The organism is Rhodococcus sp. W8901, from assembly GCF_013348805.1.
Classification (GTDB): Bacteria; Actinomycetota; Actinomycetes; order Mycobacteriales; family Mycobacteriaceae; genus Prescottella.
Window position 1 is genome coordinate 2343191 of sequence record NZ_CP054690.1, and the last position, 22230, is coordinate 2365420.

The window sequence follows — 22230 nt, forward strand, 5'->3', positions numbered from 1 at the left end:
CAGTCACCCGGGACACACATCAACATCCCGTCGGACACACCGCTGCCGTGCGCACAACGGACACCGGAGTCGCCGACCGGTTCGTTGATCGCGCAACATGATCAGCGGATTCGCACCGCAGAGTCGGTCCGAACGTGACCGGCGTCCGCAGTGGCCGTAGGCTGCCACCTGTGCAGAGATGGCGAGGTCTGGACGATGTGCCGGCGGACTGGGGGCGTTGTGTCCTGACGATCGGCGTTTTCGACGGCGTGCACCGTGGGCACGCGCAACTGATTTCCCGCGCGGTCGGCGCGGCTCGTGAGCGTGGAATTCCCAGTGTCCTCATGACATTCGATCCGCATCCGGCGGAGGTCGTGCGCCCGGGTAGTCACCCGGCGCAGCTGACGACGCTGCCGCGGCGGGCCGAGTTGGCCGAGGAGTTGGGAATCGACGTCTTCTGCGTCATGCCCTTCACGACGGAGTTCATGAAGCTCTCTCCCGAGCGGTACGTCCACGAGATCCTGGTCGAGCGTCTGCATGTCGCAGAGGTCGTCGTCGGCGAGAACTTCACGTTCGGTCGCAAGGCGGCCGGCAATGTCGACCTGCTCCGTGAGACGGGCGCGCGGTTCGGATTCGCCGTCGACGGTGTGAACCTGCTCGCCGAGCACGCCGTCACCTTCTCCTCGACCTACATCCGCTCGTGCGTCGACGCGGGAGACGTCGCGGCGGCCACGGAGGCGCTCGGACGCCCGCACCGCGTCGAAGGCGTCGTCGTGCACGGCGACGGTCGTGGGCGTGGGCTCGGCTTCCCGACCGCGAACATCGCACCGCCGATGTACTCGGCGATTCCCGCGGACGGCGTGTATGCGGCGTGGTTCACCGTCCTGGGCGCCGGCCCGGTCGAGGGCACGGTGGAGCCGGGACAGCGCTACCAGGCGGCTGTCTCGGTGGGTACCAACCCGACCTTCTCCGGCCGTACCCGCACCGTCGAGGCATTCGTGCTCGACCGGGAGGCCGACCTGTACGGCCAGCACGTCGCGGTCGACTTCGTCGAGCGCGTTCGAGGCATGGAGAAGTTCGACTCGGTGGACGCGCTGATCGAGGAGATGGGCCGCGACGCCGAGAAGGCCCGCAAGATCCTCACCGAGGCTGCCGAGCACTGACCGAGGCGCCGTACCTGGTAGGATTTCCCGCTGGTGTGTGCTGCGGTTCGCGGCGGCCGCACCCGTCGGGGGTCCGGTGCGAGCCGGAATCGCCGATTTCCATTCACGCGGACGTCAGTTACAGGAGTGCACCAAGTGGCATTGACCACCGAGCAGAAGAAGCAGATCCTCGGCGAGTACGGACTGCACGAGACCGACACCGGTTCGCCGGAGGCGCAGGTGGCCATGCTCACCAAGCGCATCGTCGATCTCACCGAGCACCTGAAGATGCACAAGCACGACCACCACTCCCGCCGCGGCCTGCTGCTGCTGGTCGGACGCCGTCGTCGTCTGCTCAAGTACGTCCAGAAGGTCGACATCGCCCGCTACCGTTCGCTCATCGAGCGTCTCGGCCTGCGCCGATAAGACGGTCACACGGCGAGTTGGCTCGCCGACCTCACCGATAGCCAGCGAGGCTTGCATGGTCGATGCTTAGACTGAGCCTCGTTGGCTATCGGTGTTTGCACCACCCCCGCCGCCCGCGCCTGCAGCCGTGGCGTCGGTCTTCGGTAGTGGCCCTCCGGATGCAATCCGGCAGGCTTCGATCGATGGCCGCCTCCGCACTGTGAGGGGTGCGCAGCCGCGACCAGGAGGGTCGCGGCGCCCATGCGGATACGGCAAAAGACGAGAGGGAAGAGAAGAAAAGAAATGACAGAGAATTCCGCGAATTCCGCAAATTCCGCAATCGAGGTCGAAGAGGGCGTGTTCGAGTCCTCCGCCGTCATCGACAACGGGAGCTACGGCACCCGCACCATTCGTTTCGAGACCGGTCGCCTTGCTCAGCAGGCCGCCGGCGCCGTCGTCGCCTACCTCGACGACGAGACCATGCTGCTGTCGGCCACCTCGGCCAGCAAGCAGCCCAAGGAGCACTTCGACTTCTTCCCCCTGACGGTGGACGTCGAGGAGCGCATGTACGCCGCGGGCCGCATCCCCGGCTCGTTCTTCCGTCGTGAGGGCCGTCCCTCCACCGACGCGATCCTGACCTGCCGTCTGATCGACCGGCCGCTGCGCCCGTCGTTCGTCGACGGCCTGCGCAACGAGATCCAGGTCGTCGTGACGGTCCTGAGCCTCGATCCCAAGGATCTGTACGACGTCGTCGCGATCAACGCCGCTTCCGCGTCCACTCAGATCGCCGGTCTGCCGTTCTCCGGTCCCGTCGGTGGCGTGCGTGTCGCGCTCATCACGTCTGAGGACAACAAGAAGGGCCAGTGGGTCGCGTTCCCGACGGTCGAGCAGCTCGAGACCGCCGTGTTCGACATGGTCGTCGCGGGCCGCGTCGTCTCCGGCTCCGGTGACGACGCCGACGTCGCGATCATGATGGTCGAGGCCGAGGCCACCGAGAACGTCATCGAGCTCATCGACGGCGGCGCGCAGGCGCCCACCGAGGCGATCGTGGCCGAGGGCCTCGAGGCCGCCAAGCCGTTCATCGCTCGCCTGTGCCAGGCCCAGCAGCAGCTGGCCGAGAAGGCTGCCAAGCCGACCGGTGAGTTCCCGCTGTTCCCGGCGTACCAGGACGACGTCTTCGCCGCCGTCGAGGCCGCCGCGACCGAGAAGCTCACGGCCGCGCTGTCCATCGCCGGCAAGCAGGAGCGCGACGACAAGACCGACGAGGTCAAGGTCGACGTGCTCGAGCAGGTCGCTCCGCAGTTCGAGGGCCGCGAGAAGGAGATCGGCGCTGCGTTCCGCTCGCTGACCAAGAAGCTTGTGCGCCAGCGCATCCTGCGCGACCAGTTCCGCATCGACGGCCGTGGCATCACCGACATCCGGTCGCTGTCCGCCGAGGTCGCCGTGATCCCGCGTGCGCACGGTTCCGCGCTGTTCGAGCGTGGCGAGACCCAGATCATGGGCGTCACCACCCTGGACATGGTCAAGATGGCTCAGCAGATCGACTCGCTGGGCCCCGAGACCAGCAAGCGCTACATGCACCACTACAACTTCCCGCCGTACTCCACCGGTGAGACGGGTCGCGTGGGCTCGCCGAAGCGTCGCGAGATCGGGCACGGCGCCCTCGCCGAGCGCGCGCTCATGCCGGTGCTGCCCAGCCAGGAAGAGTTCCCGTACGCCATCCGTCAGGTCTCGGAGGCACTGAGCTCCAACGGTTCCACCTCGATGGGCTCGGTCTGCGCCTCGACGCTGTCGCTGCTCAACGCCGGTGTGCCGCTGAAGGCTCCGGTCGCCGGTATCGCGATGGGCCTGGTCTCCGACGAGGTCGACGGCGAGACCCGCTACGTCGCGCTCACCGACATCCTCGGCGCCGAGGATGCCTTCGGCGACATGGACTTCAAGGTCGCGGGCACGAAGAACTTCGTCACCGCCCTGCAGCTCGACACGAAGCTCGACGGCATCCCCTCGAAGGTGCTGGCCGGCGCGCTGTCGCAGGCGCACGACGCCCGCACCACGATTCTCGAGGTCATGGCCGAGGCCATCGACACCCCGGACGAGATGAGCCCGTTCGCGCCGCGCATCACGACCATCAAGGTCCCCGTGGACAAGATCGGTGAGGTCATCGGCCCCAAGGGCAAGATGATCAACTCGATCACCGAGGAGACCGGCGCCAACATCTCGATCGAGGATGACGGCACGGTGTACGTCGGTGCCGCGGACGGCCCGTCCGCGCAGGCTGCGATCGACAAGATCAACGCCATCGCCAATCCGCAGCTGCCCAAGGTGGGCGAGCGTTTCCTCGGCACGGTCGTCAAGACCACCGCCTTCGGTGCGTTCGTCTCGCTGCTCCCAGGCCGCGACGGACTGGTGCACATCTCCAAGCTGGGCAACGGCAAGCGGATCGCCAAGGTCGAGGACGTCGTCAACGTGGGCTCCAAGCTCCGCGTCGAGATCGCCGACATCGACAACCGCGGCAAGATCTCGCTGATCCCCGTGGAGGATGCTGCGGACGACTCCGCTGCCCCCGCCGAGGGTGACGCCGCCGCCGAGTAGGTCGGCCACAGCAGTACCGGGTCCGGCCCCGCACGGTTCGTCCGTGCGGGGCCGGACCTTTACCCGGGTGTATCGTGGATCGACGTTCACCGCACCTTCCGAGGTTTTCGGGACATCGTCCGGACTTAAGGAAACACGAACCGCCACATGGCTCAATCCCTTCGCGCGAAGCCCCTGAAGGCCCGACCCGGCTCCGCTCTCGATCCGCATCCCCGCACCGGCGTGCAGCGCACGGAGCTGCCCGGTGGCCTCCGGGTGGTCACCGAACACGTCCCGGGTGTGCGTTCGGCGTCCATCGGCGTCTGGGTCGGCGTCGGATCACGCGACGAGCAGCCCACCGTGGCCGGCGCCGCGCACTTCCTCGAACACCTGCTGTTCAAGTCCACCCCCACCCGCTCGGCGCTCGACATCGCTCAGATGATGGACGGGGTCGGCGGCGAACTCAATGCGTTCACGTCCAAGGAGCACACCTGCTTCTACGCGCACGTCCTCGACGACGACCTGCCGCTCGCGGTGGATCTCGTGAGCGACGTCGTGCTGCGCGGACGGTGCCGGTCGGTCGACGTCGACGTCGAGCGTCAAGTGGTGCTCGAGGAGATCTCGATGCGCGACGACGACCCGGAGGATCTTCTCGGGGACGCGTTCCTGACCGCGCTGTTCGGTGACCACCCCGTGGGCCGGCCGGTGATCGGCAGCATCGAGTCGATCGAGTCGATGACCCGCACCCAGCTGCATTCGTTCCACGTCCGCCGCTACACGCCGGATCGCATGGTGGTCGCGGTCGCGGGCAACGTCGAACACGAGCACGTCGTGGAATTGGTGCGCCGGGCCTTCGCGGGGCACCTGGACCGGTCCGCATCACCCGCACCACGGCGCGAGGGTGCGATCCGGCTGCGGACCGCGCCGACGCTGAGCCTGACGAAACGCGACAGCGAGCAGGCACACCTGGCGCTGGGCGTGCGGGCGTTCGGTCGCCACGAGGGTCATCGCTGGCCCTTGTCGGTGCTCAACGCCGCCGTGGGCGGAGGTCTGAGTTCTCGCCTGTTCCAAGAGATCCGGGAGGAACGCGGGCTCGCCTACTCGGTGTACTCGGGGGTGGACACCTTCGCCGACACCGGCGCCTTCTCGGTGTACGCCGGCTGCCAGCCGGAGAACCTCGGCGAGGTGGCGACCCTGACCCGCGAGGTGCTCGCGAACGTCGCGTCCGACGGCATCACCGACGCCGAGTGCGCCCGCGCGAAGGGCTCGCTGCGGGGCTCGCTGGTGCTGGGGCTGGAGGATTCGGGTTCTCGGATGACCCGGATCGGCCGCAGCGAACTGAACTACGGCAACCACCAGTCGGTGTCGGAGACCCTCGCGCGCATCGACGAGGTCACCACCGACGAGGTGCGCGACGTCGCCCGGGTCCTGCTCCAGCGGCCGTTCGCGGCCGCGGTGGTGGGGCCGTACCGGCGCAAGCGGGACCTGCCCGCATCGGTTCGGGGGATCGTCCAGTAGTGGTCTGACATCCCGGTGACCGCCGGGGAAGGGGAGCGGAATGCGGATTCGTGGAGCGGTGCTCGAGGAGATCGCGCGGCCGCGGCCGTATGCCGTATCAGCCCCCATCGTGGTCACCGATCTCGACCTGGATCCGCCCGGACCGGGCGAGGTCCTGGTCCGCATCGAGGCCGCGGGACTGTGCCATTCCGACCTGTCCGTCGTCGACGGCAGTCGCGTGCGGCCCGTGCCGATGCTGCTCGGTCACGAGGCGGCCGGTCGGGTCGAGGCACTGGGCCGGGGCGTCGACGACCTGGTCGAAGGACAGCGGGTCGTCATGACCTTCCTGCCGCGGTGCGGCGAGTGCGCCGGATGTGCGACCGACGGCCGGATGCCGTGCACGGTGGGCGGTGCGGCGAACAACGCGGGCACGCTGCTCGGTGGTGAACGCCGCCTGCATCGCGGCGGCTCGATCGTGCACCATCACCTCGGCGTATCCGGGTTCGCCACCCATGCGGTGGTGAATCGCCACTCGGTGGTGCCCGTCGACGACGACGTCCCGCCGGAGATCGCCGCCGTCCTGGGCTGCGCGGTGCTCACCGGTGGCGGCGCGGTGCTCAACGCGGGACGTCCGCACGAAGGAGAGTCCGTCCTGGTGGTCGGCCTCGGGGGCGTCGGCATGGCCGCGATCCTCACGGCCGTCGCCTCCGGCGTCGGCGAGGTCATCGGGGTCGATGCGGTCGCGGAGAAGCTCTCTACCGCAGTCGAACTCGGTGCAACCCGGGTGCTCACCCCGCGAGAGCTGGCGGAGCAGGGGGTGGTTGCGGACGTCGTCGTCGAGGCTGCCGGCAACGCGCGGGCCTTCGAGGCCGCAGTGTCGGCGACGGCGCCCGGCGGCACGACGGTGACCGTGGGTCTGCCGGCGCCGGACGCGCGGGCGTCGATCTCGCCGCTGTCCCTCGTGGCGGGGGCACGCACGATCGTCGGCAGCTACCTCGGTTCGGCCGTGCCGGCCCGCGATATCCCCGTCTACGCCGATCTGTGGCGTCGGGGTCGTCTCCCGGTGGAGAGGCTCATCTCGTCGCGGATCGCCCTCGACGACATCAACGCGGGCATGGATGCGCTGGCCGACGGCACGGCGTTGCGTCAGGTGATCATGTTCGAGTGAGGCAGATCGTCGGGTTCGGCGCCCGGTCCGGCGCGTAGCATGGCGGCACGGGGGAACGATGTCGGCGGTGGTCGGGAATGGTTGTACTCGCCGGGATGGCGACCGCATTCGTGGTGGTGGGCCCGGGGCACCTGCCTGTTTACAGTCTTGTCGCGACCAGGGTCGGGTCGGCAATCCTGCTCCTGCTTCTGGTCGCAGTCGTGATCGGCGCGCTGGTGACGCGGTTCCGGAGGTGATGACCGCCGGTCTGGCCCGGGAGTAGCCTGGAGATCGAGTCGGTCCGGGCGGTCGGATTCATCCTGCCGTCGACGGCCGGCGGCATGGGCGGTGCCGGAAGGTGTTGCGCGGCAACCGTTCTTCCCGATTGTTCGCGGCCGCGATGAGGTGCCGTGGGGCCGGATGCGGCAGGCTTGCGACGATTCGGGCGGGAGGCCCCCCTCGCCCTCGATGCCGAGGTCGACGGCGATGGACGGGGCTGACGGAATATGAACGAACTGGCGGAATGGGACATCGTCACCGGCGTGGGGATCACGGCGCTCGGTGTCGCGGCGGGACGCGCGATGGAGACGCACCGCGAAGGCGGTCTGGTCTCGGACCCGTATGCGGAGGCGTTCGTGGAGGCGGCAGCGCCCCCGGTGCCGATGCCGACGCGACTGGATGCGGCCGAGGACCTCGGGATCCCGTGGGAATCGATGGCGAACTACATGGGTGTGCGATCGCGGTACTTCGACGAGTACTTCGCCGCCGCCGGTGAGGCCGGAATCGACCAGGTGGTGCTGCTGGCGGCCGGTCTCGACGTGCGGGCCTACCGCCTCGACTGGCGGCCGGGGACAGTTGTCTACGAGTTGGACGCGCCGAAGGTGCTCTCGTTCAAGGGTGAGGTTCTGACCGAGCAGGGCGCGACCCCGCGGTCCGATCGGCGGGTCGTCGCGGTGGATCTTCGGGAGCCATGGGTGGTTCCCTTGCGGGACAAGGGTTTCGATCGCACCCGACCGTCGGCGTGGCTCGCGGAGGGCCTGATGCCGTTCCTGCCGAATTTGGCGAAGGAGCAGTTGCTCGGATCGGTCACCGAGTTGTCGACGCCGGGTAGTCGGATCTGTATCGAGCACGTCGACGACGTCCGGGGCATGCTGCAGGAACCGCAGTTCCACGACATGAACAAGCGTTTCGGGATCGACATGGAGGCGCTGTGGCCGGACGAGCCGGACTTCGGCCCCGCCGAGTGGCTTTCGGGGCACGGGTGGGACGTCGAGGTGATCCGATCGGCCGACGTCGCGGAGCAGTGGGGCCGGACCCTGGAGAATCCCGACCAGGACCCCATGCGGTCCAGCCAGTTCATCACCGCTGTTCGCCGGTGACTGTTCCCGTCCCGGTGTCCGGCACCGGTCGGCGCACCGTAGGCTTTCCCCCAAGGAATCGACGGGATCGGACGGAGCGTGGAAGTGACTTCAGCAGCACCCATCAGGGTCGGTGTTCTCGGTGCGAAGGGCAAGGTGGGCCGCGCGATGTGCGAGGCCGTCGAGCAGGCCGACGACCTCGAACTGGTGGCCGGTGTCGATCAGGGGGAGCGGATCGAGCACCTCGTCGACGAGCGCGCACAGGTCGTCATCGACTTCACCCACCCCGACGTCGTCATGGACAACCTGCAGTTCCTGATCGCCAACGGCATTCACGCCGTGGTCGGCACCACCGGGTTCGACGACGCCCGCCTCGCGCAGGTGCGGTCATGGCTGGCCGAGAAGCCGGGCGTCGGTGTGCTGATCGCCCCGAACTTCGCGATCGGCGCGGTGCTGTCGATGCGGTTCGCGGCCGCCGCGGCACGCTTCTTCGACTCGGTCGAGGTCATCGAGCTGCACCACCCGAACAAGGCCGACGCGCCGTCGGGCACCGCGTACCGCACCGCCGCACTCATCGCCGAGGCGCGGGAGAAGGCCGGTCGCGGACCCAGCCCCGACGCCACCACCACCGAACTCGAGGGCGCCCGCGGTGCCGACGTGAACGGCGTGCGCGTCCACTCGGTACGCCTGGCCGGTCTGGTCGCGCACCAGGAGGTGCTGCTCGGCACGCAGGGCGAGACCCTGACGATCCGGCACGACTCGATCGACCGGAACTCGTTCGCCCCCGGCGTGCTGCTCGGCGTCCGCGAGATCGGGCAGCGTCCCGGCCTCACCGTCGGTATCGACCCCCTGCTCGACCTGTGAAGAACCAGTCCACCCGTGTGGTCGCCGCGATCGCGGCGATCGTCGTCGCCCTCGCGTTCTACTTCGTGCTGCTCGGGCAGCGTGGCATCGCGCTGATCCAGGACGGTCGTGCCGTCCCGGTCGTCCTCGGCATTGCCGTGCTCGTCCTGCCACTGCTCGGCGTGTGGATGGTCGTCGCGACCATCCGGTCCGGGCTCGCACACCAGCACCTGGCCCGTCGGATGCACGACGAGGGCCTCGAGCTCGACGTCGACGATCTGCCGCGCCGCCCGTCCGGCCGGATCGAACGTGACGCCGCCGACGCGTTGTTCGCACAGGTCAAGCAGGAGTGGGAAGCCGATCCCGACAACTGGCGCAACTCGTACCGCCTCGCGCGGGCCTACGACTACGCCGGCGACCGCGGCCGCGCGCGCGACACGATGCGACGCGCCGTGTCGCTCGAGAAGCTCGAGCGCGAGGGCTGACCGCGATGGCTGACGCGTCGCCGGGGCAGGCGGAGAAGACCCTACTGGTGGTGCACCACACGTCTTCCCCGGCGACGCGCGAGTTGCTCGAGGCGGTGCTCGCCGGTGCTCGCGACCCCGAGATCACCGGCGTCACGGTGCGCTCGGTGCCGGCGCTGCACGCGACCGCCGTCGACGTCCTCGGCGCCGACGGCTACGTGTTCGGGACGTCCGCGAACTTCGGTTACATGTCCGGGGCACTCAAGCACTTCTTCGACACCGTCTACTACCCGTGCCTCGATGCGGTGGCCGGGCGTCCGTACGGGCTGTGGGTGCACGGCAACAACGACACCGCCGGCGCGGTGAAGTCGGTGCAGAAGATCGTCACCGGGCTGGAACTGACGCAGGCCGCGCAGATCCTGGAGATCACGGGGCCGATCGACGCGCAGGTCCGCGAGCGCTGCTACGAGCTGGGCGCGACCGTCGCGGTCACCGTCGCCGGGGACCTCTGACGGCCTCAGTTCATCGGAACCGTGTCGGGCGACGACCGATCCGGCGGTCCGGCCTGGAACGGCGGAGGGTTGTCGACGTCGAACACGTCCGGCAGGGTTGAGCACGTCGCGCCCGGTTCCGGAAACGTGTTGCGGTTCAAGCGAAGTGCCTCGACGAAGTGATCGATCCGCGAGTCCGACGGGCCGTCGGCCACCAGTTGGTGGCCCCACGACTGCAACGAGATCGGGACCGACAGGCCCGGGTACGGCGACATCATCAGATACGGCTGCCCCTCGACGCGACCGACGAGCCGGGCGAGGTCCGTGCCGGTGACGAGTTTCGGGTCATACGTGATCCACACCGCGCCGTGCTCGAGTGAGTGGACCGCGTTCTCGCTGCGGATCGGTGTGTCGTAGACGGTTCCGGTGCAGTCCGCCCACACCGCGTCGTGCGGTCCGCCGAACGGGGGAGTCCGGTCGTACGCGACACGCTGCTGCGGCCGGACGTGGAGACCCACCGGGTACTCGATGACCGTGATCCCCTCGATCCCCAGTGAGGGGTCGGGGTTGTCGGTGGTCGGCGCGAACGGCTCGGCGACCGCGGTGCCGCGGACCGTGCTGCCGCAGCCGGCGGTCGCCGCGATCACGATCAGTGCAGTCGCCGCTGCCGCGACCCGGACGAAGGGGCCCACGTCGGTGCCCGGACTACTTGCCGTCGACGAACTTGGTGAGGCCCTTGCTGGCGGTGTCGAGCGCCATGTTCCGTGCCTTCTTCAGCATGAAGCCCGGCAGCGGGATCTTCGGGTCGACGGTGAGCTCGAACTTCACCAGCGTGCCGTCGCCCTTGGGGGTGAGGGTGTACGCGCCGTCCTGGCTGTTCTGCTGCGTGCTCTCGACCAGCGTCCAGGACATTCCGGTGTCGCCGTCCCACGAGTAGTCGACGACCTGTTCGTCGTTGATGCCCATGATCGACACGGTCATCCGCACGCGGTGCGCGCGGCCGTCCGGATGGGTGCTCTCGACGATGACCTTCTTGTGAGCGGACGACCATTCGGGAAGCCGGTCCACGGCCGCGATCGCTGCCATGACGTCGGCCGGTGCGGCCTTGACCTCGAACTCCTTGGCCCCGGAAACAGCCATGCTCTGCACTCCCTCTACCCCGTGAACGATGAGACGCAATTAGACCATTCTCGGGGCCGGGATCACCGCAGGTCGGCGCGCATGGAGGAGAAACGACTCAGGCGTCGTCGGGGCGACTGCGGCGCATCTGATCCCGGAGGGCGCCCTGAACCGCCTGGGAGACCCACGAATTGAGCGACATCCCGTCCTGCAGGGCGGCTTCCTCGGCCCGCGACTTGATCTGGTCGACCAATCGCAGTGTCACGCGGCTGATGTCGCCCGTGACATCTTCGATGGTGCGGTAGGTGTCGGAGGCGTCGCTCGGCGGTGTGTCGCCCGGTTCGGGGCGGCGCCGGGTCGCCGCGACCGCGACGTCCGTCCCGTCGAAACGAACGTGGAGGGTGCGGTCGCCGAGCTCGTCGGAAGCCTCGCGGGCGAGATCGGACAGCGCCGACACCAGCATCAGCTGTGCCGAGCGCTCCACCGCGCCTGCAAGGGCCTGGGCGATCCGCTGGGTGTCCTCGTCTCCGAGGGCCGCCGCCGCGGCGAGGTCGTCACGCAATCGGGCTGTGTACTCGGTGAGATCCATGAAGTCAGTGTGACGCCATTTTTGACGTCAGTCAATCGTCGAAATGGCGTCACACTGACGGTTGGTGATGTCAGGCGAGGAGTTTGGCCTTCAACGCCGCAATGTCGTTGTCGGTCAGGCCGAGACCCTGGCGCACGTAGTTGTCGAAGCTGCCGTACCTCTGCCCGGCGGTGGCGAACGCGGTGTCGAGCCACTCCTGCTTCACTCCGCCGCCGCCGAGCGAGGCGGTGATGCTCGAGCCGCTGTCGTCGACGTACTGGTTCGTCAGCATGTAGTCCGCGTTCACGGTTTCCCGGTCCACGCCGAGGATCGTCAGCAGCACTGCGGTGGTCCAGCCGGTCCGGTCCTTGCCGGCGCTGCAGTGGTACAGCACGGCGCCGTCGGTGTCGCGGATGTCGCGCAGCACTGCCGCGAACGCCTCGTCGGCGCCGGGGGCGTCGATGAATGCGACGTACGCCGACCCGAGGTCGACCATCGTCTCGATCGGCGCCTGGCCGAGCACGTCGTACCAGTTCGCCGTCGCGCCGGCGGGTAACCGGTCGGGCTGCAGAATCCGCTCGTACACCGTGCGCAGGTCGTCGACCACCTTGACGTCCAGGCCTTCGAGCGCGGCGAGGTCCGCCGGGGTCAGTTTGTCGAGCGCGTCCGTGCGGAACACCATGCCGGTCCGGACGGTCCTGCCGTCGACGGTGGTGTACCCGCCCACGTCGCGCGCGTTCGGCGCGCCTTCGAGGTGGAGCGAGTGGTCGATGTCGGCCGCGGCGACCGTCGTCGGTGCGGCCAGCGCGGCGCCGACCGGTCCGCCGACGAACAGTGCAGCACCGGCGGTGAGAGCGGCTGCCGCGCGAATCACGCGGACGCGGGTTGGGGTATGGACCACAGGACGCTCCTTCTCGAGATCGGATGCCGAGCCGCGACCGCGGCTGACACGGTGTGCACCCAGTTGATACACCGTCCAGGCACCTGCGGGGTGGCGTTTGAGCAGACTCACTCGACCCGCCGACGCGGCGGGGGCTAGGGTGCGGTTCTGTGGTTCCCGGTGGGGTCAGGACCGAGGAAGGGTGTGCGGTGCGGCAAGCGGTGTCCTTGAAGGTGCAGCTCATTGCGAAGACGGACTTCCTCCCGCCCGACGACATCCCCTGGGAGACCGACGCCGACGGCGGCGAGGCCCTCGCCGAGTTCGCCGGGCGAGCCTGCTACCAGAGTTGGTCCAAGCCCAACCCCCGCACCGCCACCAACGCCGGGTATTTGCGGCACCTGCTCGAGGTGGGCCACCTGTCGGTCCTCGAACACGGCAGCGTCAGCTTCTACATCACCGGGATCTCCCGGTCCTGCACGCACGAGTTGATCCGGCACCGGCACTTCTCCTACTCGCAACTGTCGCAGCGATTCGTGCGGGAGAACGACGCCAACGTGGTCGTCCCGCCCGCCATCGCCGGTGACGAGCGGCTCGAGGCGTTGTTCGCGAAGGCGACCGAGGCCAGCCGTGAGGCGTACACGGAACTGCTGGCGGCGCTCGAGGAGAAGCTCGCCGATGTGCCCAATGCGCCGGTACGCGGCAAGCAGGCGCGTCAGGCAGCGCGGTCGGTGTTGCCCAACGCCACCGAGACGCGCGTCGTGGTCACCGGGAACTACCGGGCGTGGCGACATTTCGTCGAGATGCGGGCCACCGAACACGCCGATGTCGAGATCCGCCGAGTCGCCGTCGAGTGTCTGCGTCAGCTCCGGAGTGCCGCGCCGAATGTGTTCGGAGACTTCGAAATCGTCACGCTGCCCGACGGTTCGGAGGTCGCGACGAGCGAGTTCGGTACGGTCGGCTGACGGACTCACCCCTCGAGGGTGCCGTGGTGTTCAAGTCTGTAACGCAGACCGGGTAGCCTTCTGACCATGACCTACGGTGATTCAGCTGCTTCCGTCGAGCGTCCGTTCGGCACCGTCCTCACGGCGATGGTGACCCCGTTCACCAAGGACGGCAAGCTGGACGTGGACGCCGGCGTACGGCTGGCCACCCACCTTGTCGACAACGGCTGCGACGGACTGGTACTGGCCGGAACCACCGGCGAATCGCCCACCACCACCGAGGACGAGAAGCTCGAGCTGCTGCGGGCCGTCATCGACGCCGTCGGCGACCGCGCCAAGATCGTCGCCGGTGCCGGCAGTAACGACACCGCGCACAGCGTCGAACTGGCTCGTGACGCCGCCCGCGCGGGCGCACACGGACTGCTCGTCGTCACGCCGTACTACTCGCGCCCGCCGCAGGCCGGCCTGTACGCCCACTTCACGGCCGTCGCCGATGCCACGGATCTGCCGGTGATGCTCTACGACATTCCACCCCGCTCCGTGGTGCCGATCGAGACGGAGACGATTCGCCGTCTCGCCGACCATCCGCGCATCCTCGCGGTGAAGGACGCCAAGGGTGATCTCAACGCCGGCGCCGAACTGATCGGCACCACCGACCTCGACTTCTTCTCGGGTGACGACCCGCTCAACCTGCCGTGGCTGTCCGTCGGCGCCGTCGGATTCGTGAGCGTCATCGGCCACCTGGTGCCCGAGCGCCTGCGCGCGCTGCACACCGCGTTCGGGGAGGGCGACATCGCCAAGGCCCAGGAGATCAATCTGAGCCTCGTCCCGGTGAACCGTTCCGTCGCGCGTCTCGGCGGCGTGAGCGCGTCGAAGGCGGGCCTGCGACTGATGGGTATCGACGTCGGCGAGCCGCGCCTGCCCCAGGTCGCGCCCACCACCGAGCAGATCGACATCCTGGCTGCCGACCTGCACGCTGCGGGGGTGCTCGCATGACCCGTCCCACACGTCGTCGTAGCGCCTCCCGTCAGGCCGGCCCGCCGACCCCGGCGGCCGAACAGACCGCCCCGGCTTCCGCGGCCGAGAAGCCCGCGCAGTCGGCGAAGTCGGTGAAGTCGGGGAGCGAGGCCGCCCCGAAGCGGTCCGCCCCCGAGCAGCCAGCTCCGAAGAAGGCTGCCGCCCGGAAGTCGCCGGCCAAGAAGGCTCAGCGGTCGAAGGCCCCCGCGCCCGTGGCGGCCGACCCGACCGATCGGCTCGGCCTCCCGCCGAAGGCGCCGAAGAACGGCCTGCGGGTCGTCGCCCTCGGTGGCATCGGCGAGATCGGTCGCAACATGACCGTCTTCGAGCACCAGGGCAAGCTGCTGATCGTGGACTGCGGCGTGCTGTTCCCCGAGGACCAGCAGCCCGGCGTCGACCTGATCCTCCCGGACTTCCGGTACATCGAGGACCGGATGGGTGACGTCGAGGCCGTCGTCCTCACGCACGGTCACGAGGACCACATCGGCGCGATTCCGTTCCTGCTGCGCCTGCGCCCCGACATCAAGATCGTCGGCTCCAAGTTCACCCTCGCGCTGGTGGCGGCCAAGTGCCGCGAGCACCGGCAGCGCCCCAACCTCATCGAGGTCACCGAGGGCGAGCGGACCACCCACGGCCCGTTCGAGTGCGAGTACTTCGCGGTCAACCACTCGATCCCGGACGCGATCGCGGTCGCGATCCGCACGTCGGCCGGTGTCGTGCTGCACACCGGTGACATCAAGCTCGATCAGTTGCCGCTCGACGGCCGCCTCACCGACCTGGCCGGTTTCTCCCGCCTCGGCGACGAGGGCGTCGACCTGTTCCTCGTCGACTCCACCAACGCCGAGGTGCCCGGCTTCGTCACGCCCGAACGCGAAATCGGCGGCGTGCTCGACAACGTCATCGGCAAGGCCACGCAGCGCGTGATCGTCGCGTCGTTCGCGAGTCACGTGCACCGCATCCAGCAGGTCGTCGACGTCGCCAAGCGGTACAACCGCCGCGTCGCGTTCGTCGGCCGCTCGATGGTCCGCAACATGCAGATCGCGCAGGACCTCGGCTACCTCTCGGTGCCGGACGGCCTGGTCGTCGACATCGACACCGCCGCGAACCTGCCCGACGACAAGCTCGTGCTCGTGTCCACGGGTTCGCAGGGCGAGCCGCTGTCGGCGCTGTCGCGGATGGCCCGCGGCGAGCACCGTCAGATCAACATCCGCGCCAACGACCTCGTCGTGCTCGCGTCGTCGCTGATCCCCGGCAACGAGAACTCGGTGTTCGCGGTCGTCAACGGCCTCGCCAAGCGCGGCGCGACCGTCGTGACGCAGCAGAGCGCCAAGGTGCACGTCTCGGGTCACGCGTCCGCCGGCGAGCTGCTGTACCTGTACAACGCGGTGCGCCCCACCAACGCCATGCCGGTGCACGGCGAGTGGCGCCACCTGCGCGCCAACGCCGCGCTGGCCAAGGCGACCGGTGTCCCGGAGGAGCGCATCGTGCTCGCCGAGGACGGCGTCGTGGTCGACATGGTCGACGGCCTCGCGGAGATCGTCGGACGAGTTCCCGTCGGTCACGTGTACGTCGACGGCAACTCGGTCGGCGACGTCGGTGACTCGACGCTGTCGGACCGACTGATCCTCGGCGAGGGCGGATTCATCTCCATCTCGCTCGCGGTGGACTCGGCGACGGGCCGCGCGGTCAGCACGCCCGAGGTGTCCGGTCGCGGTTTCTCCGACGATCCCGCGGCCCTCAAGGAAGCCGCCAAGCTGGTCGAGTCGGAGCTCGTGCGACTCGCGGGCGAGGGCATCACGGACACCCACCGGATCGCCCAGGCCGTGCGCCGGGTGGTGGGACGCTGGGTGGCGGACAAGTACCGCCGTCGTCCGATGATCGTGCCCACCGTCATCGGCGTGCCGTAGCCCGACGGCCGGGCTCGGCTGTACGCGACGAACGAGGAGGTTGTCGCGACCGTGACCGAGCGCAAGCCCCCGCGCACCACGTTCGAATCCTGGGTCGAGACGCAGATTCGGAACGCATACGAACGTGGCGACTTCGAGAACCTCGCGGGGGCGGGGAAACCCATTCCGTCGGGCGACGCCGACGACTGGGTTCGCGGATACCTTCGACGCCAAGGCCTTTCGGCGGACGACCTTCTGCCGGAGCCGTTGCGGCTACGCAAGGACATCGAGCGGTTGCCCGACACGGTGCGGGGCGCGCGCACCGAAAGCGAGGTGCGCGCCGAGGTCGCCCGACTCAACCGACGGATCGCGGAGTGGCTCCGCAACCCGTCCGGCCCGCAGGTGCCGATCCGGCGCGTCGACGTGGACGAGGTGCTCGCGCGGTGGCGGGCGGGACGCGGGGCGAGAACCGGCCCCGCCGGCGGGCCCGACCACGGGCGGCTCGACGAGGAGACGCGCCGGGCGCGGCGCGCCCTCGCGGCGGCCGCGCTCACCGAGGCCGGTTACGGCGAGATCCGACGCGCCGAGGTGCGCTTCGAACGCGCCCGGCGTCGCCGGTTCGGTCGCTTCTTCAGAAGGCTGCGCGCTGCGCGCTGACTCCCGTCACGACTCGAGCTTGCCGTAGTCGACGCTGAACCAGCGGTCCGGGCGCATCCGGATCAGGACCGCGCTGTCGTTGAACGATTCGCCGATGAACGCCTCCGCCTCCGCCTCCGGCAGGTACCGCTGCACGAGGGGCCGGACGTCGTCGGGGGTGACGGTGTCCTGGAAGGTGGCCGGGCCTTCCACACTGACGTAGCGGTACGGCGGCTGCTCGACCTGCGCGCACAGACTGAATCGTCCGCTGGCTCGGATCAGGCGCTCCTTGACGGTGCCGCGTTCGGTCCACACCATGACGTCTCCGCCGGGGGAGTAGTCGTACCAGATCGGTACCGCGAGCGGTGCCCGGCCGTCGCGTTCGGCCGCAATCACCCCGATATGCAGATCGGCGAGGAACTGCTCGCGTTCGTTCTCGGACATCGTGGTCTTCGACATGTGTCGCTCCTCTCGCACCGGGATCGGACACCTACCACGCTAGGGGTGCCCGCCGACGAGTTCGGGCGGTTCGGCAGATCTGCGGTTACCGTGTGGTGTGCCTTACGCCCGTGACGAACGCCACGCCCTGGTCGACACGATGCGCGCCGTCGGACCGGATGCGCCGACACTGTGCGGCGACTGGACCGCCCGCGACTTGGCCGCGCACCTGGTGCTGCGCGAACGCCGACTCGATGCCGCACCGGGCATCATGATCGGCCCACTGTCCGGCTACACCGAGCGCGTCCAGCACGGCATCGCCGGCCGCGACTGGAACACACTGCTCGACGACGTCCGGTCCGGGCCGCCGGTGTGGTCTCCGTTCCGCCTCGTCGACGAGAAGGCCAATCTCGGGGAGATGTTCGTCCACCACGAAGACGTCCGGCGTGCTCAGCCCGACTGGCAGCCGCGCACGTTGCCGTCCGGGTTGCGGGACAAGGTGTGGGCGCTCGCGACCCGGATCGGACGAGTCGGTTACCGCCGGTCTCCGGTGAGCGTGGTCCTCGAACGCCCCGACGGCGGCAGGGAGACCGTCCGCTCGGCAGGCGCGGCGACAGTCACCCTGCGTGCAGAGCCCGCCGAACTGCTGCTGCACGCGTTCGGGCGCAACGAGGTCCGCATCGAGTTCGACGGGACGCCCGGCGACGTCGCCGCTCTCGCGGCGCTGGATCGTAGTTTCTGAGTCGACCGGCGGCCGGCGTCCGCGGGTGGTGTGACGCATCTTCCCGCCTGGTGAACCGGTGTGGCGGGTGTTGCGGATGGTCCGGATGGGGCCGTAGCGACTAACCTGGCCGGTATGGCAGGGAAGACGAGCGCCCGCGGATCGAGTTCGACAGCGTCCACGACGCGGACGGGCGCGCGCTCATCGTCGTCCACCCGAGCCTCGTCCTCTCGAACCTCGTCCACGGGAACCCGCGCCTCCGGGCGCGCAACCGGTGCGTCGTCGTCGGCACGCAAGTCGTCCGCGCCTCGTAAGTCCGCGCCTCGCAAGTCGGCGCCGCGGAAGACCGCGGCCCCACGCGGTGGCGCGGGCACCCGTCGGCCCGCGGCGAAGTCGTCGGGCAGTGGCAGCGCTCTGTCCTCGGTCGGTCGCGGCATCGGTGCCGGCTGGTCAATGGTGGCCAAGGGCGTCGGAGCGACGACGCGCACGATGAGCAAGGCGACCGAGATCGAGCACGGCCACCGGCGTGACGGCATTGCGCTCGCGCTGATCGCGGTCAGCGTCGTGATCGCCGGTGGCATGTGGTTCTCCGCGGGCGGTCCGGTGGGGGAGTGGATCGAATCCGGCGTCCGAGCCGTGGTCGGCGCGGTCGCGGCGATTCTGCCGATCCTCGGTGTCGCGATCGCGGTCGTGCTCATGCGGACCGAACCCAAACCGGACATCCGGCCGCGACTGATCCTCGGATCGCTTCTCGTCGGGTTGCCGGCTGTGGGTCTGTGGCACATCGCTTCGGGTTCCCCGACCGCATCGGACGGTTGGTCGGCAGGCGCCGGCGTGGTCGGCTACATCGTCGCCGGACCGCTCACCAGTGGCGTGACCGCGTGGCTCTCCGTGCCGCTGCTCCTGCTGGCGATGTTCTTCGGTGTCCTGTTGCTCACCGGCACCACCGTCCGTGAGGTTCCGGAACGGTTCCGGGCGTACTTCGGCACGTCCTACCACGACGACTACGACGACGCCTACGACCACGCCGACGACCCTGATTTCCACGACGACTACGACGCCGGTTACGACGACGATGTGTCTCGTTTCGATGCTGACGGGTACCCCGTAGACGAGGCTGCCGACGCTGCCCGCGCCGCGGAAGCTGCGCGCCCGGCGCGCAGGACCCCGCGTCGTCGACCGACCACGCCGGAACAGAACTACCCGACCGACGAGGTCCACCCCGACGTGGAGACCGAGGTCCTCGGGCTGTGGGATCCGGGCGACCCGACGCCCGAGCCGCCGGCGCCCGAACCGGAGCCCGAGCCGACCGCAGCGCCGCCGCGCCCCAAGCCGCGCGCCAAGGTGACGCCCGCCCCCAAGCCGGAACCGGCGAAGGAGGAGATGGAGGCCCTCGTCCCGGATCGGGTCGTCGAGGGCGACTACGCGCTGCCGCCCACGTCCCTGCTGATCGAAGGCGATCCGCCCAAGCTCGGCAGCAAGGCCAACGATGCGATGATCGAGGCCATCACCGAGGTCCTCCAGCAGTTCAAGATCGATGCCGCGGTCACCGGCTACACGCGGGGGCCGACGGTCACCCGCTACGAGGTGGAACTCGGTCCGGGCGTCAAGGTCGAGAAGATCACCGCGCTCGCCCGCAACATCGCGTACGCGGTGGCTACCGACAACGTCCGACTGCTCGCGCCCATCCCCGGCAAGTCGGCCGTCGGCATCGAGGTGCCGAACTCGGACCGCGAGATGGTGCGCCTGGCCGACGTCCTGACCGCGCCGGCCACCCGCAAGGATCATCACCCGCTCGTCATCGGCCTCGGCAAGGACATCGAGGGCGACTTCGTGAGCGCGAACCTCGCGAAGATGCCGCACCTGCTGGTGGCGGGCTCCACCGGCTCCGGTAAGTCCAGCTTCGTCAACTCGATGCTGGTGTCGCTGCTCACCCGAGCCACCCCGGACGAGGTCCGGATGATCCTCATCGACCCCAAGATGGTGGAGCTGACGCCGTACGAGGGCATCCCGCACCTGATCACCCCGATCATCACCCAGCCGAAGAAGGCGGCGGCCGCGCTCGCGTGGCTGGTCGAGGAGATGGAGCAGCGCTACCAGGACATGCAGGCCAGCCGGGTGCGGCACATCGACGACTTCAACTCCAAGGTCAAGTCCGGTGAGATCACGGCGCCGCTGGGCAGCGAGCGGGTCTACCGCCCGTACCCGTACATCCTCGCGATCGTCGACGAGCTCGCCGACCTCATGATGACGGCGCCCCGCGACGTGGAGGAGGCGATCGTGCGCATCACGCAGAAGGCGCGCGCCGCCGGTATCCACCTGGTCCTCGCGACGCAGCGGCCGTCGGTCGACGTCGTGACCGGTCTGATCAAGACGAACGTGCCGTCCCGCCTGGCGTTCGCGACGTCGTCGCTCACCGACTCGCGGGTCATCCTCGACCAGCCGGGTGCCGAGAAGCTCATCGGCATGGGCGACGGGCTGTTCCTCCCGATGGGAGCGGGCAAGCCGATCCGCATGCAGGGCGCGTTCATCACCGACGAGGAGATCTCGGCGGTCGTCGACTTCGCCAAGAACCAGGCCGAACCCGAGTACACCGAGGGTGTCACCGCGGCAAAGGCAGGGGAGAAGAAGGACGTCGACCCCGACATCGGCGACGACATGGACGTGCTGCTGCAGGCCGTGGAGCTGGTCGTGTCGAGTCAGTTCGGTTCCACGTCGATGCTGCAGCGCAAGCTGCGCGTCGGGTTCGCGAAGGCCGGCCGCCTGATGGACCTGATGGAGACCCGTGGTGTCGTCGGCCCCAGCGAGGGGTCGAAGGCGCGTGAGGTGCTGATCAAGCCCGACGAACTGGAGGGGCTGCTGTGGTCGATCCGCGGCGGCGATCCGGAATCCTCGGACGACGGGAACTGACCGTTATGTCCGAGTTCGGCCGCGGCCGGGCCCGTGTGGTTCAATAGAAAGCACTTTGGAGGGGAGTATCCCCAATCCTGCGACAGACTCGTCAACACGATCGGCACCGTTGCCGGTCCGGTTCTGTCGGCGGATCCGCCCCGGTCGCCCGACCGGTGGGTTCGCGGGAGAGACCTCCGGTGGTGAAACGTACCTACCGGAGGGCTATCGCTGATGCACGTCTCCCCGCTCGTCTGGGTTATCACCTGCGTGGTGATCCTCGGACTCTTCGTCTTCGACTTCTTTGCGCACGTGCGCACCCCGCACGCCCCGAGTTTCCGCGAATCCGCGTTCTGGTCCGCGGTCTACATCGGCATCGCGATCATCTTCGGACTCGTCGTGATGTCGATATGGGGCACCACGTTCGGTGGCGAGTACTTCGCCGGCTACGTCACCGAGAAGGCGTTGTCCGTGGACAACCTCTTCGTGTTCGTGATCATCATGTCGACGTTCGCGGTGCCGCGGCAGTACCAGCAGAAGGTCCTGCTCATCGGCATCGTCATGGCGCTCGTGATGCGCGGCATCTTCATCGCCGTGGGTGCAGCGGCGATCAACACCTACAGCTGGGTGTTCTACCTGTTCGGCGCGTTCCTGATCTACACCGCGGCCAAACTCGTCAAGGATTCCGGTCACGAGGCCGAGTCCGAGCAGGAGCGGGAGAGCAAGGTCGTCTCCCTCGCGAAGCGGTTCCTGCCGACCACCGAGGAGTACGACGGCGACAAGCTCGTCACCAAGATCGACGGTAAGCGTGTCGCAACCCCGCTGCTGCTCGCGCTGGTCGTCATCGGCTTCACCGACGTCCTGTTCGCGCTCGACTCGATCCCCGCGATCTACGGCCTCACGCAGGAGCCGTATCTGGTGTTCACTGCCAACGCGTTCGCGCTGATGGGTCTACGTCAGCTGTTCTTCCTCATCGGCGGTCTGCTCGAGCGCCTGGTCTACCTGTCGTACGGCCTCTCGATCGTCCTCGCGTTCATCGGCGTCAAGCTGGTCCTGCACGCGCTGCACGAGAACACGCTGCCGTTCATCAACGGTGGTGAGCACGTGGCGGTGCCGGAGATCTCCACGGTGATGTCGCTGGGCGTCATCCTCGGTGTGCTCGCGGTGACCGCGGTGGCGAGCCTGATCAAGACCCGCAACCAGTCCGACGACACGCCGGTCCACAACTAGGCGGAACG

At 68.7% G+C, this 22230-nt stretch carries 21 protein-coding genes; 16 read left to right on the forward strand and 5 right to left on the reverse strand.

Features of this window, described 5'->3' with window-relative positions:
- Positions 1-170: 170 nt before the first annotated feature.
- The 9 genes from HUN07_RS11100 to HUN07_RS11140 all read left to right on the forward strand — a co-directional run bounded on the left by HUN07_RS11100 (position 171) and on the right by HUN07_RS11140 (position 9918).
- Positions 171-1142 (forward strand): bifunctional riboflavin kinase/FAD synthetase, encoded by a 972-nt coding sequence (locus HUN07_RS11100; protein ID WP_174909699.1) that lies wholly within the window; start codon positions 171-173, stop codon positions 1140-1142.
- A 135-nt stretch (positions 1143-1277) separates the two neighbouring features.
- Positions 1278-1547, forward strand: coding sequence for a 30S ribosomal protein S15 (gene rpsO / locus HUN07_RS11105; protein WP_031939812.1), 270 nt, complete (start codon positions 1278-1280; stop codon positions 1545-1547).
- Between the two features lie 282 nt (positions 1548-1829).
- Positions 1830-4118: a polyribonucleotide nucleotidyltransferase gene (locus HUN07_RS11110; protein ID WP_174909701.1), complete on the forward strand. Its 2289-nt coding sequence runs from the start codon at positions 1830-1832 to the stop codon at positions 4116-4118.
- 147 nt (positions 4119-4265) lie between these two features.
- Positions 4266-5615 (forward strand): M16 family metallopeptidase, encoded by a 1350-nt coding sequence (locus HUN07_RS11115; protein ID WP_174909703.1) that lies wholly within the window; start codon positions 4266-4268, stop codon positions 5613-5615.
- A 40-nt stretch (positions 5616-5655) separates the two neighbouring features.
- Positions 5656-6762, forward strand: a complete 1107-nt coding sequence (locus tag HUN07_RS11120) for an alcohol dehydrogenase catalytic domain-containing protein (RefSeq protein ID WP_114719760.1) — start codon at positions 5656-5658, stop codon at positions 6760-6762.
- 485 nt (positions 6763-7247) lie between these two features.
- The gene (locus HUN07_RS11125; protein WP_114719764.1) at positions 7248-8120 is read left to right on the forward strand and encodes a class I SAM-dependent methyltransferase; all 873 of its coding nucleotides are present in this window, start codon (positions 7248-7250) and stop codon (positions 8118-8120) included.
- Between the two features lie 84 nt (positions 8121-8204).
- Complete coding sequence (gene dapB / locus HUN07_RS11130; protein WP_114719766.1) at positions 8205-8963, forward strand: 4-hydroxy-tetrahydrodipicolinate reductase; 759 nt, start codon at positions 8205-8207, stop codon at positions 8961-8963.
- A complete protein-coding gene (locus HUN07_RS11135; protein ID WP_114719768.1) occupies positions 8960-9427 on the forward strand; it encodes a hypothetical protein in 468 nt (155 codons plus the stop codon). Before dapB ends, HUN07_RS11135 begins: the two co-directional genes overlap by 4 nt.
- Before the next feature lie 5 nt (positions 9428-9432).
- Entirely contained in the window at positions 9433-9918 is a 486-nt protein-coding gene (locus tag HUN07_RS11140; RefSeq protein WP_174909705.1) for a flavodoxin family protein, read from the forward strand.
- Between the two features lie 5 nt (positions 9919-9923).
- Here the strand turns inward: HUN07_RS11140 and HUN07_RS11145 are convergent, their stop codons facing one another.
- The 4 genes from HUN07_RS11145 to HUN07_RS11160 form a co-directional block, all read right to left on the reverse strand.
- A complete protein-coding gene (locus HUN07_RS11145) occupies positions 9924-10589 on the reverse strand; it encodes a DUF3105 domain-containing protein (RefSeq protein WP_174909707.1) in 666 nt (221 codons plus the stop codon).
- A 13-nt stretch (positions 10590-10602) separates the two neighbouring features.
- A complete protein-coding gene (locus tag HUN07_RS11150) occupies positions 10603-11037 on the reverse strand; it encodes an SRPBCC family protein (protein WP_114719774.1) in 435 nt (144 codons plus the stop codon).
- A 97-nt stretch (positions 11038-11134) separates the two neighbouring features.
- Positions 11135-11605, reverse strand: coding sequence for a hypothetical protein (locus HUN07_RS11155; protein ID WP_114719776.1), 471 nt, complete (start codon positions 11603-11605; stop codon positions 11135-11137).
- Positions 11606-11675: 70 nt separating this feature from the next.
- Entirely contained in the window at positions 11676-12485 is an 810-nt protein-coding gene (locus HUN07_RS11160; RefSeq protein ID WP_174909709.1) for a tyrosine-protein phosphatase, read from the reverse strand.
- Between the two features lie 188 nt (positions 12486-12673).
- Here HUN07_RS11160 and thyX point away from each other — a divergent pair, with 188 nt between their 5' ends.
- The 4 genes from thyX to HUN07_RS11180 all read left to right on the forward strand — a co-directional run bounded on the left by thyX (position 12674) and on the right by HUN07_RS11180 (position 16965).
- On the forward strand, positions 12674-13426 hold the full coding sequence (gene thyX / locus HUN07_RS11165) for an FAD-dependent thymidylate synthase (RefSeq protein WP_114719780.1): 753 nt from the start codon (positions 12674-12676) through the stop codon (positions 13424-13426).
- Positions 13427-13492: 66 nt separating this feature from the next.
- Entirely contained in the window at positions 13493-14401 is a 909-nt protein-coding gene (dapA, locus tag HUN07_RS11170) for a 4-hydroxy-tetrahydrodipicolinate synthase (RefSeq protein ID WP_114719782.1), read from the forward strand.
- A complete protein-coding gene (locus HUN07_RS11175; RefSeq protein WP_254622897.1) occupies positions 14398-16329 on the forward strand; it encodes a ribonuclease J in 1932 nt (643 codons plus the stop codon). Before dapA ends, HUN07_RS11175 begins: the two co-directional genes overlap by 4 nt.
- Before the next feature lie 51 nt (positions 16330-16380).
- On the forward strand, positions 16381-16965 hold the full coding sequence (locus tag HUN07_RS11180; protein WP_174909711.1) for a J-domain-containing protein: 585 nt from the start codon (positions 16381-16383) through the stop codon (positions 16963-16965).
- Between the two features lie 6 nt (positions 16966-16971).
- On the opposite strand, the gene HUN07_RS11185 is transcribed toward HUN07_RS11180, so the two are convergent.
- On the reverse strand, positions 16972-17403 hold the full coding sequence (locus HUN07_RS11185; RefSeq protein WP_114719788.1) for a pyridoxamine 5'-phosphate oxidase family protein: 432 nt from the start codon (positions 17401-17403) through the stop codon (positions 16972-16974).
- 97 nt (positions 17404-17500) lie between these two features.
- On the opposite strand from HUN07_RS11185, the gene HUN07_RS11190 reads away from it, so the two are divergent.
- From HUN07_RS11190 to HUN07_RS11200, 3 genes are all read left to right on the forward strand, one after another.
- Positions 17501-18124 carry a TIGR03085 family metal-binding protein gene (locus tag HUN07_RS11190; RefSeq protein ID WP_174909713.1) on the forward strand — a complete coding sequence of 208 codons (624 nt, stop codon included), beginning with the start codon at positions 17501-17503 and terminating at the stop codon, positions 18122-18124.
- Between the two features lie 114 nt (positions 18125-18238).
- Entirely contained in the window at positions 18239-21013 is a 2775-nt protein-coding gene (locus HUN07_RS11195) for an FtsK/SpoIIIE family DNA translocase (RefSeq protein ID WP_174909715.1), read from the forward strand.
- Positions 21014-21226: 213 nt separating this feature from the next.
- A complete protein-coding gene (locus HUN07_RS11200; RefSeq protein WP_174909717.1) occupies positions 21227-22222 on the forward strand; it encodes a TerC family protein in 996 nt (331 codons plus the stop codon).
- Positions 22223-22230 lie beyond the last annotated feature (8 nt).